The sequence below is a fragment of the Mastigocoleus testarum BC008 genome, from assembly GCF_001456025.1.
In the GTDB taxonomy this organism is placed as follows: domain Bacteria; phylum Cyanobacteriota; class Cyanobacteriia; order Cyanobacteriales; family Nostocaceae; genus Mastigocoleus; species Mastigocoleus testarum.
Genome location: NZ_LMTZ01000055.1, coordinates 132,940 through 149,850, shown reverse-complemented (window position 1 = coordinate 149,850; position 16,911 = coordinate 132,940). Strand labels below are relative to the sequence as shown.

Genomic DNA, 16,911 nt, shown 5'->3' with positions numbered 1-16,911 from the left:
TACAAAACTTTGTTTTACCTAACATCCAATAGTAGTTTTCTTAGGTTTCGTTCCTCAACCCAATCGACAAAATCGGCGCTCGCAAATTCCTAAACCTTTTTAAGTCCACTTCTTCAATTCTTTTTTTAAGTCCACTTCGTCAATTCTTATATTCAATTGCTTCCCATCGATGTCTGCTGTTCCCCAGACTGCTATTTTCTTTTCGTCAACATAAATTTCCTTAATATTTTCAAGTTTTCGCACATCTCCATCTCCTACTTTACCCCACTTTAGCGGCGAGCGAAGTTCTGGTAGAATGGCTGTCACTTTGTCATCGTTAAGCGCCTCTTGCAAATTACTGCCTAACTCTTTTAATTTTAGCGGCCCGCTACGTTTCCAAAGGTTACTATACTCCTCTTTCTTGGGCTTTATTAACTCTGTTACATTTGGATGACCATATTTCGCATCCACATTTAATTCTCGTTGTTCATTCATAAAATCGTTATCACTCATATTTTTTATATTCTTCTTGTCCAAAACTGGTTTTAGCTTTGTTTGGTGATCGTATCCGATAATGAACAACAAGTCGCTATCTTTTGACTCTTGTATATAGCTGTACATTGAAGCATCTCTGAGTAAATCTAACTCACGTGCCTCTGTCGTATACTGCTGATCTGTTCGATTTTTAATATCTAGTTGTTTTTTCCATGCTAACCGCGATCTTTGATATTTCATCTTAAGTTCGGTTTTTGCACCTTCCACAAAGATATTTTTTATTTGCCCCAAATGGTTAGGTGTTAGTGGAAAATTACGCTGACTAAGGTCTGGGATCCTACCGTTACTTAAACTTTCTTCCAATTGATATATACATTGATCGATTAGCTTTTTGTTTTTTCCATAAAATTGACTAATCTTTTCGGGAAATGCTCCCGCGGGTGATTTTGTTTTTGATTTGTTGTTGTTTGTTGAATTCTGAGTATGTAAAGTTTGAGTTAATTTTAGAGCATCCTTGAGCCCTGACAACATACCTTTGAGGTAGTTGTAGCCTTGTCCAAACTCCTTCCCTACTGTGAGTTCAGGAAGTTTATTATTCGTTTGTTCCTTTCCATTAAGCTTTTCTCCCCTCTGGACTTTTACTATTGCCATTGCATCTGGCATCATCCTTGCATACTTCGGTATAATTCCCTCTACGTAATGTATATTTTCTTCGTCTCGTGTTAGTCCCAAACGCTCCAATTTCTTGGTTTCCTCCTCCTTTATAAACTCGGGAAACTCGCTATTATTAATAGCCGAACTATAGTCGCTAAACCCTTCATAACGGAATCTCTTTGTACCAATAGCTTCAATTATAGTGGGAGCTTTCGGAGACCCATGGTTTTCCCCTAATACTGTAAACTGATCTACTCTTATCCACTGATATTTTTCTGTTAAATTTTTTGTTTCTATTAAACCAATATGGTCAACAGATGGATCATTTTGGTTTTGTGCGTAGCTTTCTAATTCCTTTGTATCTTTAAAGCGTCTCGTTATATCATCATTCGCTATTTGTGCTACTTTTTTACTATTTTCATCGTCACCTTGCTTGTCGTCTAATTCCTCAGCATAGTCACGATATTCATTGCCGATATAAGCTTTTTTCTGAATTATTGATGATGAATTTGACCGCTGATTATCTTGTTGGTTACCTTGTTTTTTCTGCTGTACCACGTGAGCTAACTCATGAGCAATTAACCTTTGTCCCTCACGACTCCCCGGTTGATAGTTACCTTTCTTAAAAAACAAATCACGCCCCGTGGTAAAAGCTAGGGAACTCAACGACTGATTCAATCTATCTGCGCGTTTATCTGTATGCACCCGCACACCACTAAAATCGGCTCCCATCGCCTGTCCTATGGACTGCTGTAAACCAGTATCTAAAGGTTGTCCACCCCCCCTGGCTCGATTTATCTGCCCGGACAATTCCGCTGAAGCTTCACCACCACCAATGGGTTGTCGATGCTGCAACATTGGTTTCATTCTCAGTCCAAGTTTAGGCTGCATTTCCTTCCCATCCGCCATCTTATCGTGAGCCTGAGAAACAGTTGCAGGATGATTGATTTGCTGTACCACCGATGCTGCAACTCGATCCGCCTCCTGCTCATACTTATCCCCCACCCCCCCAATGTTCAGTTTCGTTTGTATGGGTGCACTCCCATTTCCTACATGACCCCAAAGCTGGTTAGATATCCCTTTATATTCCGGTACCCAGGGTGTTTCCTTCCCTGCAAATATTTTTCCTGTAGCCCTTGTACCGATCGCACTGTCTAACTGTTCCCACTCATCCCCACTCACCTTATTTGGGTCTTGTTGCGCCCTTTGCACCACTGTAGATAAAGAACTGTAAGGTGGAAATTGATTTATATGATTACTTTCTTGTTGCCATTTAGCAGCAGGTGATGATTTCTTGGATATTTTTTGACGGTACATGTTGTATGTCCTGGTCCAGATTGGGGAATATAAACGGGATTTGAAAAGTTGTTTCTAACGTTAGTGATTTGTGTAATTATATTGCAATGATATTGACAATATGCAAATATGTCGGTGATGAGGGAGAACGAAATTTTAGTATGCTGCGCGCTACTGGCATTAATGATTAGATTTTACCGTTGTTTCATCATTAGAAAGCAATACAGTTGAATTAAGTGTTTTTGTAGGTTGGGTTAAGCAAAAGCGCAACCCAACAAAACCTGATAAATGTTGGGTTATGTAGTTTGTTCCTCCAACCTATGTCAATGTTGAGATTTAGCCTTACTGAACCGTATTGCATTAGAAAGCCCTCATTGTTATCAAATAAGGGTTGTTTTGTTGAGTTTCGTTCCTCAACCCAAGCTACTACGATGTTTTACCTTTCAATTTTAATCAGGTAGACCAAACTCTATTCGTTTTTGGTTTGTTTGTATAGTAATTTGCGTGATTACAATAGTAATAACCTAAGCGCTGAGTTAAATCATGGAAATAAAACTACGGAAAGTGGGCAACTCCATAGGTACCACCTTTCCTAAGGAAATCTTGGATAAATTTAATTTAAAAGAAGGGGATTCTCTAACTCTGGTAGTAATGGAGGATGGCATTAAGTTGACGGCTTACGATCCACAATTCGAGCAGGTGATGGCAGCTTATAAACAAGGAGCATCCCAGTATCGCAATGCAATGCGAGAGTTGGCGGATGGCTGAGCCAATTTGGATTACTACTGTAATGGTGCAGATGATTCATGATGACCAAGTTGCGACTCATGGTGGGGCGTATGGTTTGCGGGATGAGGGCTTGTTGGAAAGTGCCCTTGCCCGCGGGAGACATCGCTATGGGTATGAAGAAGGGGTAGATATTTATAGATTAGCGGCGGACTATGGTTATGGGATTGCTAGAAATCATCCGTTTATTGACGGCAATAAGCGTACGGCGTTTCAGGTGATGTATGCGTTTCTGAAGGTGAATGGCTGTGTTCTGAATGCACCTGAGCCGGAAGTAGTGCTAGTGATGCGATCGCTGGCTTCGGGAGAACTCTCTGAAGATGAGTTGGCGCAGTGGTTGAAGCAATATTCTTCTAAGGAGGAGTAGGTGGTTTGCTGTATTCGAGTGTTTAGCGTTATGTGCGGGATGGGTATTATCTGATTGATTGAAGTGCGCGATCGCATTATCGTTCTATCCAACCTACTATTCTTCTTACCAATGGCACTCACGTAGGTTGGGTTGACGCAAGGAAACCCAACAGTTCATAACATAAATCAATGCCTTTGCCAAAATAAGAGCCTAGAAAAATTTTGGCAAAAATGGCAAAACAACCCATATATCAGCGTTTCGCTTACAAGATAGTCTGAACTCTTGGAACCTTTATACTGTAGGCAATACGTTAAAAATAACCTTGCGCAAAACCGTGAAGGAATTTTTAAGACTTATTGTTTTTGCCAAAGATCGTAAAAATGGGAGTTTATACATCAACTCATCCTCGTAAATTGGCGAAGGTATTGATAAATATAACCATATTAACCGCAATCGAAATCCACGTTCGTGGTTGACTGTGTTGGGTTACACTTCGTTCCTTCCACCCAACCTACCTAGCTCTGGCTTTATCAAGCACTTCAGGCGTAGGTTAGGTTGAGGAACGAAACCCAACACTTTATAACGTAAATCTTACTATACTACCAGTAATCAACACGCACAAAAACGGTGACAGTGTTGGGTTAAACTTCGTTTCACCCAGCCTACTAAACTATATGGAATATCGTCTATTGGCAAGGAATAAAACCAAAGTTGTGTAGCACTTGGTTTAACCTAACATCCAATAGTTTAACTCGTTAAAAAGCCATCATAATAATCAAATAAGGGTTCTTTTGTTGGGTTTCGTTTCTCAACCCAACCTACAAGATCGGCGATCGCACTTAACTTTAATACCAATAGGTGGTACTGGGGGGTTGGACGCCCAGATAAGCATTCAAGTCCATTATCCTGCTTGGTGCTTGCTGATGATAACTATCGAAACTCCACCAGTGCCACCCTATTCGCTTTATTGTCCAAAAATGACCTCCCCCATTCATCGTCCCTGCTACTATGAATTTCCTCACAGCCCTCGTCGGTATAGTAGTGTGTAAGTTAAGTTGGAATGACTCTAATACACTTGGGTCGTTACCACCTTGATACATCGCTTGTGCATCTGCGAAGTTCATCTCTAGTCTAGTCTGGTAATGTGTTATGGCTCGCTGATTAAATGTTGCCTTATCGGTCCCACCGTTAGTGTAATGATAGTATGCGTAATACGCGCATAGATTACAATCTGGTTGGGTATTTGGTTGAGGCAAGAACTTATGTGATTTTACCATCAACCACTCAATGGGATAAGTTGCATAATCGGACAACTTGGCTTGTACAACCGGCATGCCCTGCTTTCCTCCCTGAGGTTCTTGAACCAGTTTGTCTGCGGGGGCGGCAAGGTCATAACTCATCGGACTATTATGCCATCCCCGCTTCTTCGCCTGAGTTCCCATCACCTCGGCTTCTTTCTCTAATCCTGGTTCCATATTGAGCCATACCCCTTTCCTCGGCTCCACCATCTTATGCACTCTTCCCTGCTTCTGCTGAACTACATGCCATGCCTCATGGGGAAGGTACTTTTCTTGCCCTGGTCCCACATGAATATTTGTACCCTGGGTATAAGCCAAAGCCTGTAATTCACTAGGCTTAGAGGAATTGTAGTGAACTCTCACATCATCCATTGATATACCAGAGAGATTTTCTATTCCTGCTTTCAAGTTATCTGGTAAGCCTGTTTTGTTTTCTTGCTCCACTTGTGAATATTTGTTGTCATCAATACTCTTCATCTGTATCGCAGCACCCCCCCAAAGCTGCCCGGAAATGCCCTTAAACTCAGGTATCCACTGTTCCCCCGCCAAAACCTCTCCCGTTGCATTTGTTCCAATCGCACTATCTAACTGCTGCCACTCATCCCCACTCACCTTATTTGGGTCTTGTTGCGCCCTTTGCACCACTGAAGATAAGGGAGCATGACTCAAACTGGAGGTGATGTTCTTACTTCTTGGCGTTGACCGAGTTGACCGGGATGGTTTTTCGGAACTTCGCTTGTGGTACATGGGGAAACACCTGCCTTTTTAAGACCCTAGGGATATCATTTACAAAGTACCTCTTCATACACCTATCATGAACTGAAGAACTACAGCCTGTTATATTTCGTTACAAACCGTTAATTGTCAGCGACTAAGTTGGTAAGTGGGTATGCAAAATTATTTGTGTCATTGCGAGCGACAGCGAAGCAATCGCAAGGTGTTGGGATTGCTTCGTTTTGCTTCGCTGCACTCGCAATGACAAATGTACAAATAATTTTGCCTAACTACTTATTTTAATTTGATGCGATCCAGAATAAATCAGAAATCGATCCAAAGCCACCTCACTTAACTCTGGGTACTCAATGGTTAGAGAATCAACATAATCAACCCCAGATATGGATTCAATCAAACCATACAAATCGGATTCATGGGGAATCCGACCAAATTCCCATCCGGTTCCGTCATCTCCTCCTGTAAGGGGATGCAGAAATTGAGTAACTCGTTCCATGGTTGTTTGCTTGATTCGGTCTCCATCTTGAAGCGATTGGGGAACAATGGTTGCACTTACAGTAATTTTTACCCAATCTGGTTCGGTTACATTCAAGGAAAATGTCGGTGTACTGCGATCTTTTATATAAGTTTCAACCCAGTTGAGTAATCCTATACTCGGTGTTGGTTGATTCGCCTCACTTTGGGGGACAATAATCAGTTCTACTCTTCCTGCTTCAATTATTTGATTATTGGTATCTGTACGATTGGGATTTGGACTGGGATAAGAAAATTCCAGGCTTTGAACTCCTCCAGGGTATTCACATTTACCTGTTACGGAAGCTGATGGTTGATTTAGATCGACATTTTTGAAAGTAATTTTCCATTCACTTCCCAACTGAAACTGTTCTGGTGTTACCGTATATTCCCATGCGGTTTCAGTTTTCTCAATGACTTTTGACTCATAAGGATTTCCCTGTCCTGGTCCATAAATTTTTACTTGTAAACGGGCTAGGGGAAGATTATCTAGAGTAATGGTTATTGTTCCGGCACTATTCAAAATAAGGTGATAATTTGGTAACCATTGTAAGCTTTTGGGATTAAATTTCGGGGTAATGGCTTTAACTCTAGCCAGATTAGAAGATGAATCCCGTGCTAAATCTTCCAGATCCTGCAAAGTTACCGCTCGATTTCGATGTCGTAACAAGGTTGGTCCTTGGGTTTTTATTTGTTCCAAGGTTTGTTGTCCCACACCTCCACTTGCAGATTCTAAATTAACCACCCGATCAATATAAGGAATAGTGGTTTTGAGTTGAGTAACGGATTGGGATTTTCGATTTCCTTGTGTTCCTCCACCACTACGATAGGAGAAACGAACATTATTTTGTCCTAGGGGAGGAATCATTCCCCGTTGTCCATCACCAAAGCGAATCTCTCCTGTGAGATGATTAAGTACATAATGGCGATCGCCTTTCTGGGAACCATAAAAATCTGTAACTTCTTCCCATCTCACCCAGGTTTCTTCGATATTCCCACTTTGATCGCGGATTTCTGTGAGCGAATCTTTACCTATATTCTTATGATTATTATTAATAATATTCTGGCGTTCGGTTTCTGAGAGAATTTCTCGTACTTCCAAGACTTGCCCTGGTAAGATTGGGGAATCAATGGGAGAAAAAGATTGGTCAGGATTTCCTGTACTTGAACCTAATATTTCTTCTGGATGTAAAGTTACTTGACTTGCCCAAATGGTATTGGTTAGGATGCGGCGTAAATGAGGTTGAACCAAGTAATCACCTTTATCCCAGCGTACCCTTAACCAGTAGAGGGGCGATTGATTAAAATCTGTTGTAGAAATCCAATCCGTTACACCGATAAAACGAATTAATCCCCTTTCGGTTAAACTATCTGTTTCATCAATTGCACCTAAAGATTCCCAACCGTCTGCATTTTGATATTCCCAACGGATTTGTACAGATTCCGGTAAGATTTCCACAGATGTCCCTGCAGGATGGGTATGGGTTAAATTATCTTGTAAAATAAGTTTGTCTTCTTCTTGATTAATCCCCAGAATTTCCTGGTCTTCTTGGTACAATCCACCTGGATCGATGCGGATAATTTGTTTGACTTTAAATCCCCAAACTTGTTCAACTGCTGAAGTATTTTCTCCCGAATTTACAGCCTGTCTCAGTTGAGTTGTTCTGCTCATCACATTTCCCGGAGACAGGTGTTCAACTTGAGCATAAAGGGTAATTAAACGATTGGGGAAAGGTTGGTCGAAACCTAAATAAATTGCTGGATCTGCATCTTTCCCTGTAGTAAATAATTGAAAAGGTTGAAAAATCTCACCATCAAAAGGATTGACATATTGAAAATCGTTATATGTCAATCCGTGAAGTTTTGCATCACCTGAGTTATTTGATGAGGTAGTGTTTAATTCCTGTGTATAACTAATGGGAAGAGATTGAAAAGAAGGAGGAGCTAACGCATCTCCGATTAATTTTACGGTTGTTCCTATATTGTAATTATGATTAAGTTGCCTTCCTACAGTAATTTGATTATTACTGGGATTAATCTCACTTATTGTTATATCTTCACTAGATTCCCCGATTAGTTTAATTATATCTCCAGGCATAAATCCCCTCACACTATCTACATTAATGGTTGTTGCCCCTCTATTTACAGCAGTATTAAGATAGGTTAAGGTTGAAGACTGAGTATTTCCTGTTGTTATCCCATAATTACCTTTAATAATTCTCACTCGTAGCCAATAATTACTTGTTCCATTGACTTCTTGTTCTTGAATAGTATCGGGAACTTGAAAAGTTACTATTCCTTCTTGAGTAAAGGCTTGGGTACTGTCGTTAAAACTTGCTTGATTACTACTATTAGAATTGATACTGTTAGAACGTCCAATTTCTTGCCATTTTTGACCTATCCCCACCTCCCAAACTAATTCAATTCCCCCTTGAGTATTGACATTATTTATTGCCGTTTCACTGAGTTTAATATCTAAAGTAACGGTACACCCAGATTGAGAAAAAGCTTCTTGACAAGCAATATATAAACTATCATTAAATTTGGGTTGTTCTCCAAAAGGGAAGAAATCCTTACTAATATCTAATTGGGTTGTATTTAGTAAACAAATATCTGCTTCTAATCCACTTTGGTCAATATTCACCTGTAGATCGATCTTACTTATATTAGGCGAATAATTATTAGCCAAAGAATTATTAAGCAAAGAATTATTAGCTCGCTCTAAACTACCATAGACTAAAGGCGTATTTAAGCTACCTTTTAACCATGCTTTTTCTTCTCCATTAATCGTAGATTTTTGTAAAGCAGAAAGATTATTGAAAACAACAACCCATTCTTCTTCTGACTCTTGTCCTTCTTGGTTTTCTCCTTCTTGGTTGGACTCTCTGACTAACGGTGCATGGGTAATTTTTCCATTTTCATCAACTTTTAAATAAGCTAAGCGAATATAAGTATTTCCAGATTTTTCTGCAAAATCTTCTTCTTTAACAACTTCGATTTGAGAAGCGGAGGAAATCACAATTAAGACATTTTTATTGCGATAATCAGCTAAAATATAATTTTCCTTATCATCTAAATTAAAAGACTTTATTTCAGTTAAAATAATCTCCCGACCTGCTCCATCAATTGCTTTTCCTGGATTAACTTTAAATCGAGGTAAACTGATATCAAGCTCGACAGTTAAACCTTCAACAATTCCAAAAATCGTGTTCCAACTTTCCCCATCCCAAGTTGACCAACTAATAGGTAAAAGTTTCAAATCTGAAGCCTGGGTCGAATGAAAAGTTAAAGTGACATTTTTAGAACTAGGAAGAGTGAGAAATTCATCGCAAGCTAAATAGAGAGAATGTTCGATTGGTTTATTTCCTGTAAAAGCGGGAAAATTTCCATCAATCATTCCCGTAGCAACGGGGGTATTATCACTGTAGCGATCCTGAAGAGGATCCCGAACAAAAACCGCTTTCAGTTGGGAACGAGTGACGACTAATTCTTCTTCCGTGGTGAAAACAACCTCTGCTTCGGTTTCAGTTTCCGGTGCAGCAACTTGAGTATTAGAAGGGACAAAAGCATCAACCGGTGAACCATCCACCAAGTAAAATGTCAGGGGAACCTTCGCTGGAATTGGGGGTTTAAGTTGGTTTCCAATTAAACTAAGAAAAGCCAGAAAATTTTTATCTGGAACCTTATTCAGGCGATCGCTGACTAAATGAGCTAGCTTACTAAAGATCCGAATTAAAGCTAAACCAGCATCGGGTTGAACATCATCACCGGGTCGCCAATTTGTATTTTTTTTGACTAACTCAGTAGTTTCATTGGCAATATCATCATAACTGCGGTCATCAATTTTAGGGGCTTGAATATTCATTTGTTACTGTAGGAAAAGGAAACAGGGAATAGAAGATTTCATTTAATTTTGACAATTATGATTTCTTATATCATGTCCGGTAAAACACTTGTAATAAGGTTCGTAGTAGCGCTTTAGCGCAATAGACAAACATTGGCGCTAAAGCGCTACTACAAACATATTTTTTCATAAGTAATTAAGTGGACATCATATTACTTTTAATTTTTGACTTATGTCCTACGGATACACAATAATTATAGCTACGCTACCTACGGATCCGTTACGCTTTGCTAGGCGCTAATGATTTTTAACTTAATTAACTTCCTTTGACCTTTGTATTATTCGTATTAAATTCTCCTTGTCCTTTATATCCTTGTGAAGCTAAAGGATCTGGTATTCCAGCTTGCGGATTTATCGCAGGTGAATTTATGGTAAATTTAGCCTTAAATTTGCTTCCTTTTAATAAAACAGGTTTACCACCAGATTTATTTTTTTTTGCTTTTTGGTCGCTATTTAAAGATTCAATAGTTAATATTCCTGCACCAGGTTGGGGACAGCTTTGGGTATTATAACCACAAGGAATTTGAATCTTACTTTCATCTCCTTCTACACATATTATTTGACCATTAACTTTCATTTTCCCGGTTCCAGAGAGAACAAAAGGTGGAGGAGGAGGAATAAAGGTTAATCCACTAAAAGAGCTAACATCAAAAATTGCATAATCGCCAGTAATTAAAATTAATTTATCATCTGACATAATTGAATTATTAGTTTTTCGGTAAATTTTGAGTTAACTGAGTAATAGTGGATAAATTGACTTATTACGGATTGTAGATTAATTCTCAAGTTATTCTTTTTTGAGGATTTCTAAAGTTTCTGGTTCATATATGACACCATTATCGTTATATTCACTTAACTCTTCTTCCAATACTTGAATTGCTCCTTGAATGCGGAGTAAAGTGTCACGGACATTTGCTTGTTTGTTTTCCAAATCTGCAAGGACTTTTTGTCCTGATGCAAATTCGGCTTTGAGTTGTTGGAGGCGTTTTGCTAATTTTTCTCTCATGTTCCCCTTACTCTTATATTCATGGCTGTACTAGAGCTTCATAATGAAGCAAAGTGCGTACCACTTGGGTCGATTATGCCCTGAGCTTAAACTACTATTTATGGGAGAATAATCAATAGTTAATGAGTGAGAGTGGTTGCCTTCTGTTGAGCTTCTAGCATCCCCAACATTACCTGAGCCCCTATCTATACCATTAGCACGTTTCTTCCCAGCAGCAGCCACATCTCTCAAAAAACTTCGATTGTACCAATTTGCGTTAGGGCTGTGATTGTGTCCTCCTGCTGATGAGGTGTTTAATTCCTTGGGTGGTAGATCGATATTGTGCTGGTGCTGGTCAGGTTCGCCTTTTTGATCGGGAGCGTAACTAGAATTACTACCGGAGCCAGCACCCACAATAAATCGATCTTGCAAATCAGGCGTCCCATTATTACCATCACACAAACCCCAACCATGAGGAATATGATCTACATTTCCAGACCACATTATGATCATTCCCCTTAAAACAACCGAACTATTACCATAATTAAACAGTTCATAGTAAGTTGTTTTAAGATGAGCGTTGGGTCCTTTATAAGGTTGAGAAACTTCCATCGCTCCTGTTTGTCCCTTGATAAATAATAGAGCATAGGGAGAACGTACATTACCTTGTTGTGCAGCAAAAACTCTCAAAGCATTAATAGCTCTCAATAAAGTTTCCGCCGAACCTCCAGTAGGAGCATTTCTTATCGCATCATAACTGGCTACTGCGACAACATCTCCATCAACAACGTTGCTCGCATTATTAATCCAATCTGCCCAAGTATTCCAATTATTTGCAGTACTAAAAACATCGTGAGTAATTTTACTCTTATAGCTACCATTAGGATTTAGAACAACTGTATTGAGTCCCCTACCATTATTCATAGGTATTGAAACATTAGCAATTCTTAAATAGGTATTATTTCCTCCAGTAGACTCGAAAGCAGAGCCTCTTAAATAGATTTCATAATTTTCATAAATAAGAGGATTTCCTCCTCGGTAAATTGTGCCATTAACATTCGTATTTCCATCAACATCAAGTTTGTAATTTGAATCTGGAGTTTTCGTCCCAATCCTCAGATTTCCTGATGCATCAATCCTTAATCTTTCTTTGTTATCTGTATAAATTGCTAATTCATTTTCCCCTTCTTGATTTAATCCAGTATCATCATCCCCAATAGCTAAATCAATTCCTGAACTAACTGTCCCAACTCCTAACTGCTCAGAAATACTTAAACTCCCTGTTAATTTTGCTAAACTAGGGGCTGTATCTCCTCCAGATTGTAAAATTGGACCCGGATCATTACTACTGGGTAAATGGATTCCTGAGTATTTACGAGGAGTGGAATCGACCGTAGCATCTCCATCTTTTAGTATTAGTCGAGCTAAATAAATCGCGTCTGGTGGAATTTGATTTTGCTCTTGTGTATTATACGCTTTGATAATAGGTTTTTCCCACCAGCGAGTTGCACCTTTTACCCCCTGATTTTGGGGGTCATCTTCACTAGTATCATTTCCAGCTTGAGTAATATCTGATTCTTCTTCGTTATAGTTAATATACAAATCTACATATTCTGTGAACGCTTCAAAACTCGCGTTATAGTTTTCCCCTAAAACAATAAATCTTCCTTGTTCATCTATAGCTGTCCCGGCTATGACTTCATAGGTTTTCTTTTCATTGTCAACAGTAACCTTTAATCCCTCACAAATTCCTTTAATATGCAGTAATTTATGGGAACGACGTAGACGATCAATATGGTATTTTTGCTCGTCAATAAAATCTTGATCTTTGAGAAATTGTCCGTCGAAATAGCGGGTTCGACGTTCAACATATTCTGGTTGTTGGTAATTCGCAGGCATTTTTAGTTGCTTGAAGTCCCTAATAAACTGTTGTAACCTAAGCGTAAACCCTTGGATTCTTCAGGCTTATCAGGTTGAAATTCATAGTTATTAATAATTTGCATACTGGGAAAGAGTAGTTGCAGAGAATAGAAAGTATGAGCCGGTTTTTCTTGATCTATTATTGCTCTGGCGATCGCTTCCGTGCGAGCTAAATCAGAGCGATCGCTTAAACTGAGTTCAACTTGAAAATAATGGGGAGGATCGTCAAATTCATAAATGTTCACCTCCTCTTGGGTATAAAGCTTTAAAATCTGGGTTAACCCTGCTTTTGTACCTCTCAGACGGTATAAGGGAACAATTTGACTGATAAATCTTCGTTTTGTTTCTTCTTCCCAATCATCCCGTAAACTTAAAGCTACCCAACTGGCTAACCAAGGTAAAAATTCCTTTGGTGCTGTTTCTTCAGGATTAATTTTATTTTCTTTACTTGGATAACCCGGATAAAAATAAGTATGAATTTTATCAATATACTGCTCCAAACCGTAAGTGTCAGAACCAGGAAGTCCTGTTAAAATCTGCTCAAAGGCTAATAGAAAGCGTCCTAAAAACTGATTGTCCTGATAAATACTGGGTAAATATTTTACATATTCACTAACTTGCTGTTCGCTAGTATTAGCGTTCATCCTCCTCCCAACTCTCCTGAATTTGCAACTCTAGTTTACGAAGATTAACTAACTGATAATCTTTAAGTTTTACAGTATTTATATTTACTTGATTCTGTAAAACCACACCGTTATAGATAACAGTATCCCCTGCTTGCTCTGCAGAATTATTTCCTTCATTTTTTTTAGCATTTACATAATCAACTCCAGGTAAGCGATCTAAAACCTGATACACTTCTGATAAATAGACATCACGCCCAAAATCCCAACCTTGACCCTTATCTCCTCCAGTTAAGGGGTCGAAAAAATTGTCCATCGCTTTTTGTGCAGATGTCCTAACTTCTTCTGAATTAGCTCCCTCTTTTAACCGGAGTTGGGCTGAAATTTGTACATCAACATATTCAGGTAGGGTCACATGATGAGTCGTGGTTAACAAACGCCGCTCATCGAGATAATTCCAGATATAGCGACACAGTTGTTCTTGTTGTTGTTCTTCAACGGAAGTCTGCGGTTTGGGAGGAACAATGACTACACTCATATGTCCCACTGCGAGTCGCTCTTTCAACTCGCTCGAATTCCTTCCTTCAAAATTCTCTCCTTCAAAATTCTCTCCTTCAAAATCTTCTAAGTTTTGTTGTGAGAAACATTTTACCCGTGCAATTTTACATGACGGGCTACGAAGATACTCCGGATATTTATCCAATGGAGCAATCATTTCAGACCAATCTTTGAGGATGAGTGTTTCATAATCTTCCGGTGTGACTGCTCGGTAACGCTTCCGTAGATCGATAATGGTTTGCTGTATAGCCATATCTAAATCTAAATCAGAAGTTTTTTCCCAATCTTTCCCATTGAGGAGTTTCAAAAAGACTTCAATATTTTCATCAGGAATCCGATTAACCCGATAAATCACCATTTCGGTTAACCACGCCATTAACTCTAAAATGGTTATTCCAGCATCACTGGGATTATGATCGGTCCACTCAGGATATTCTATGGGAATTAAGCGACGGGCTTCTTCCATTAAATCCTGATAGGTGCGATCATCTAAATTGGGTAAAGGTAAAGTCATATGAAGATATGGAATTAAAAATTAATAGGTCAATAAAGAGATATTTCCTTAAGCTACCACAGAGTAAACGCAAGAAAAATTAAACCAAAATGTGTTGAACTGCTCCCCGTCATAAATAAACGGGGATAGTACTTGCTTGCCGCCTGCGGCATATCAGGCACCATTGTGTAGAGCAAGAATTATCAACATATTAAGCCCAATACCCGTGAATGAAATTCTCAAGCTGCCTTTGTGGATAATTTCTAAATCTAGTCTAAACTCCAATTATTTATTACTTAAAACACAAGGATGTTTCTTTAATAATTGAACTTTTAAGGATGATGATTATTATTAAGTTATCGCTTTAATTAAATTGCTTTGAAAGTTTAGAAAAAATCCCATATCACCCACACCTAAACTTTAGCCTTAAAATGCTTACTTGAATCCCATTCATGTACTTTACCCAATCCTTCTTTGATAGACATAGCGATGGCTTGAGTGGCTTCGACCATATCTGTATCATCTGTAGTCGTTGACGTGGTTAGCTCTAAGCTATGATACTCAACTGCATAATACCAGATACGATGAAGTAGCTCATTACCAATAGAAGTGACTTTATAAATTTCAACCCCTGGAACCCATAGAGCAACAACATAGTGATGAATGAATTTTTCCACTTTGGTCAAAAACACTCCAGCAGGAATATCCTGACGACCCTTTTCTTTACTTGCTTCAGCAGCAAAGCTCGCTTTAGCATCTGGATGTTTAGTATTTTGAATAATCCAAGACTGAACCTCTTTAGCTGCTCTAAGTAAAGTGTCTTCCATATTAGTCATATCTCCCCTACCTGGTTGGTCAATCTGAGCCTTTAGAGAAATGGGGAAAATCCATTTACACAAAGTACCATAGCCATCTTGGGTGTAGTTAATAAATTCCTTTTGTGCAAGTGCGCTAGGAGAGGCGTTGAGAATTCGACCTGCATGTCCCCCCATTGAAACTAACTTGACACTAGAAGTTTTAATTGCAGCAACTTGATAGAAATCATTATCACCAGAAAAGCCAATAATGTCACCTACTTGATAAATGTCATCCCGTAAGTTTAAGACTACGGTAGCGACATTTTCCACAACTTGCTTAGAGCCAAAAGAAAAACCAAAAGCTAACGCGCTAGTTAAAGAGACCAGTAAACCAAGGTGAATTTCAGCAACTGCAAGACAAACTACCAAAATAGCTGGCCAAGCAAAAATACTGAGTACATAAGCAAGTGCCCTACCGTTACTGCCTAACTTACGAATATAGGGATTACCAATAAGATATAAAGCCCCTAAGATTAATCCACTCATAAGACCCTTAGTGACTGACATCAGAGTGAGTTCCATTTCTAATTTCTCCTTATATATGAGTTTTTTAACGTAATTTGCTATTTGTATCTTCTTGATGGAATAACTGGAAAGATTTAGAAGAGTTAAGAGGAATTTAAAAAGTTTCCCTTACCTTACTTAACAGGTGACTTAGAGTACCTTGAAATTTTCTGAACAAGTCTGGATTTTCCTGTGCTTGCTTCCTACCTGAAAAAACTTCGTTAATTTCCGACTCCAAAGTTACTTTTAAGAGATGAAGACTATTGGTGCGAATAATAAAACCAATGTGGGAGTTTTGATTGGCAAAACTATCAGCTTGTTTGATTAATTGTTCGTCATTCTCATTATGTGAGGCAGTAATAATAATTGCCATTTGTGGAAAAAGCTGATTTATCCTTTGAGCTGATTGGAGTCCATTCATCTTGGGCATACGCAGGTCGAGAATTGCCAAAAACGGTGGATTTTGATGACTTGTTTGTACATAATCTATTGCTTGTTGTCCGTTTTCAAACGCAATTATTTTGACATTTCTTTGTTCCTCTTGCGCCCATTGTCGAACTGCAACTGATAAAGTATTGCAGACTTCAAGTTCTTCATCAGCAATGAGGATAGTACTAGTTTTCGAATCTGGAACAATATAGTGATCCAGGTTTTTCCAGAATGGAAAACCATTAGTTCGGGTATATAGTTGTAATGTTTGAGATTGGTTAAACATCTGATTCAATCCTCCATTCTTTCATATGATTGTGACGCTGACATAGTTTTATACCTCACAGAATAAAAACAAAAGTTTTAGTAAAAGTTTTAGGTCAAGGTTATTTCCAAACCTTTTGGTTAAAAAATTTGTTGTTCTCTAAGTCTTGCTTCAAAATAATTTTCAAAAGAAGCAAATAAAAAACAACTAAAGATTAATAAGAAGCAGAATTTTCTAGGAAACTTTTTTATCGCTTATTATTCTATAATTT

Annotated in this window: 12 protein-coding genes; 2 read left to right on the top strand and 10 right to left on the bottom strand. The window is 38.7% G+C overall.

The annotated features are described in order from the left end of the window. Window positions 1–99: 99 nt before the first annotated feature. Complete coding sequence (locus BC008_RS10080; protein WP_027843389.1) at window positions 100–2,445, bottom strand: eCIS core domain-containing protein; 2,346 nt, start codon at window positions 2,443–2,445, stop codon at window positions 100–102. Between the two features lie 543 nt (window positions 2,446–2,988). Between BC008_RS10080 and BC008_RS10075 the strand changes: the two genes are divergently transcribed. Together BC008_RS10075 and BC008_RS10070 are read left to right on the top strand one after the other, a co-directional pair. Then, complete coding sequence (locus tag BC008_RS10075) at window positions 2,989–3,192, top strand: AbrB/MazE/SpoVT family DNA-binding domain-containing protein (protein WP_235595845.1); 204 nt, start codon at window positions 2,989–2,991, stop codon at window positions 3,190–3,192. Next, a complete protein-coding gene (locus tag BC008_RS10070; protein WP_027843391.1) occupies window positions 3,185–3,577 on the top strand; it encodes a type II toxin-antitoxin system death-on-curing family toxin in 393 nt (130 codons plus the stop codon). The genes BC008_RS10075 and BC008_RS10070 overlap by 8 nt, the downstream gene beginning before the upstream one ends. 827 nt (window positions 3,578–4,404) lie before the next feature. Here the strand turns inward: BC008_RS10070 and BC008_RS10065 are convergent. The 9 genes from BC008_RS10065 to BC008_RS10025 form a co-directional block, all read right to left on the bottom strand. Then, entirely contained in the window at window positions 4,405–5,604 is a 1,200-nt protein-coding gene (locus BC008_RS10065) for an eCIS core domain-containing protein (RefSeq protein ID WP_082650530.1), read from the bottom strand. A gap of 253 nt (window positions 5,605–5,857) precedes the next feature. Further along, window positions 5,858–9,967 (bottom strand): hypothetical protein, encoded by a 4,110-nt coding sequence (locus BC008_RS10060; RefSeq protein WP_027846223.1) that lies wholly within the window; start codon window positions 9,965–9,967, stop codon window positions 5,858–5,860. A 295-nt stretch (window positions 9,968–10,262) separates the two neighbouring features. Next, complete coding sequence (locus BC008_RS10055; protein WP_027844909.1) at window positions 10,263–10,703, bottom strand: hypothetical protein; 441 nt, start codon at window positions 10,701–10,703, stop codon at window positions 10,263–10,265. A 90-nt stretch (window positions 10,704–10,793) separates the two neighbouring features. Continuing rightward, window positions 10,794–11,012 (bottom strand): hypothetical protein, encoded by a 219-nt coding sequence (locus BC008_RS10050; RefSeq protein ID WP_027844910.1) that lies wholly within the window; start codon window positions 11,010–11,012, stop codon window positions 10,794–10,796. Window positions 11,013–11,042: 30 nt separating this feature from the next. Next, entirely contained in the window at window positions 11,043–12,890 is a 1,848-nt protein-coding gene (locus BC008_RS10045) for a phage tail protein (RefSeq protein WP_027844911.1), read from the bottom strand. Between the two features lie 2 nt (window positions 12,891–12,892). Then, a complete protein-coding gene (locus BC008_RS10040) occupies window positions 12,893–13,555 on the bottom strand; it encodes a phage tail protein I (RefSeq protein WP_027844912.1) in 663 nt (220 codons plus the stop codon). Continuing rightward, a complete protein-coding gene (locus tag BC008_RS10035; protein ID WP_058183487.1) occupies window positions 13,545–14,606 on the bottom strand; it encodes a baseplate J/gp47 family protein in 1,062 nt (353 codons plus the stop codon). The genes BC008_RS10040 and BC008_RS10035 overlap by 11 nt, the downstream gene beginning before the upstream one ends. Window positions 14,607–14,998: 392 nt before the next feature. Beyond that, complete coding sequence (locus tag BC008_RS10030; protein ID WP_027844913.1) at window positions 14,999–15,964, bottom strand: mechanosensitive ion channel family protein; 966 nt, start codon at window positions 15,962–15,964, stop codon at window positions 14,999–15,001. A 97-nt stretch (window positions 15,965–16,061) separates the two neighbouring features. Further along, window positions 16,062–16,661, bottom strand: a complete 600-nt coding sequence (locus tag BC008_RS10025) for a response regulator transcription factor (protein WP_027844914.1) — start codon at window positions 16,659–16,661, stop codon at window positions 16,062–16,064. Between the last annotated feature and the right edge of the window lie 250 nt (window positions 16,662–16,911).

What these genes read in the sequence shown, in the direction of transcription:
- BC008_RS10030 (WP_027844913.1), bottom strand. Translation starts at nt 15,964, where the DNA reads ATGGAACTCACTCTGATGTCAGTCACTAAGGGTCTTATGAGTGGATTA.
- BC008_RS10050 (WP_027844910.1), bottom strand. Translation starts at nt 11,012, where the DNA reads ATGAGAGAAAAATTAGCAAAACGCCTCCAACAACTCAAAGCCGAATTT.
- BC008_RS10065 (WP_082650530.1), bottom strand. Translation starts at nt 5,604, where the DNA reads ATGTACCACAAGCGAAGTTCCGAAAAACCATCCCGGTCAACTCGGTCA.
- BC008_RS10070 (WP_027843391.1), top strand. Translation starts at nt 3,185, where the DNA reads ATGGCTGAGCCAATTTGGATTACTACTGTAATGGTGCAGATGATTCAT.
- BC008_RS10025 (WP_027844914.1), bottom strand. Translation starts at nt 16,661, where the DNA reads ATGTTTAACCAATCTCAAACATTACAACTATATACCCGAACTAATGGT.
- BC008_RS10045 (WP_027844911.1), bottom strand. Translation starts at nt 12,890, where the DNA reads ATGCCTGCGAATTACCAACAACCAGAATATGTTGAACGTCGAACCCGC.
- BC008_RS10055 (WP_027844909.1), bottom strand. Translation starts at nt 10,703, where the DNA reads ATGTCAGATGATAAATTAATTTTAATTACTGGCGATTATGCAATTTTT.
- BC008_RS10080 (WP_027843389.1), bottom strand. Translation starts at nt 2,445, where the DNA reads ATGTACCGTCAAAAAATATCCAAGAAATCATCACCTGCTGCTAAATGG.
- BC008_RS10040 (WP_027844912.1), bottom strand. Translation starts at nt 13,555, where the DNA reads ATGAACGCTAATACTAGCGAACAGCAAGTTAGTGAATATGTAAAATAT.
- BC008_RS10035 (WP_058183487.1), bottom strand. Translation starts at nt 14,606, where the DNA reads ATGACTTTACCTTTACCCAATTTAGATGATCGCACCTATCAGGATTTA.
- BC008_RS10060 (WP_027846223.1), bottom strand. Translation starts at nt 9,967, where the DNA reads ATGAATATTCAAGCCCCTAAAATTGATGACCGCAGTTATGATGATATT.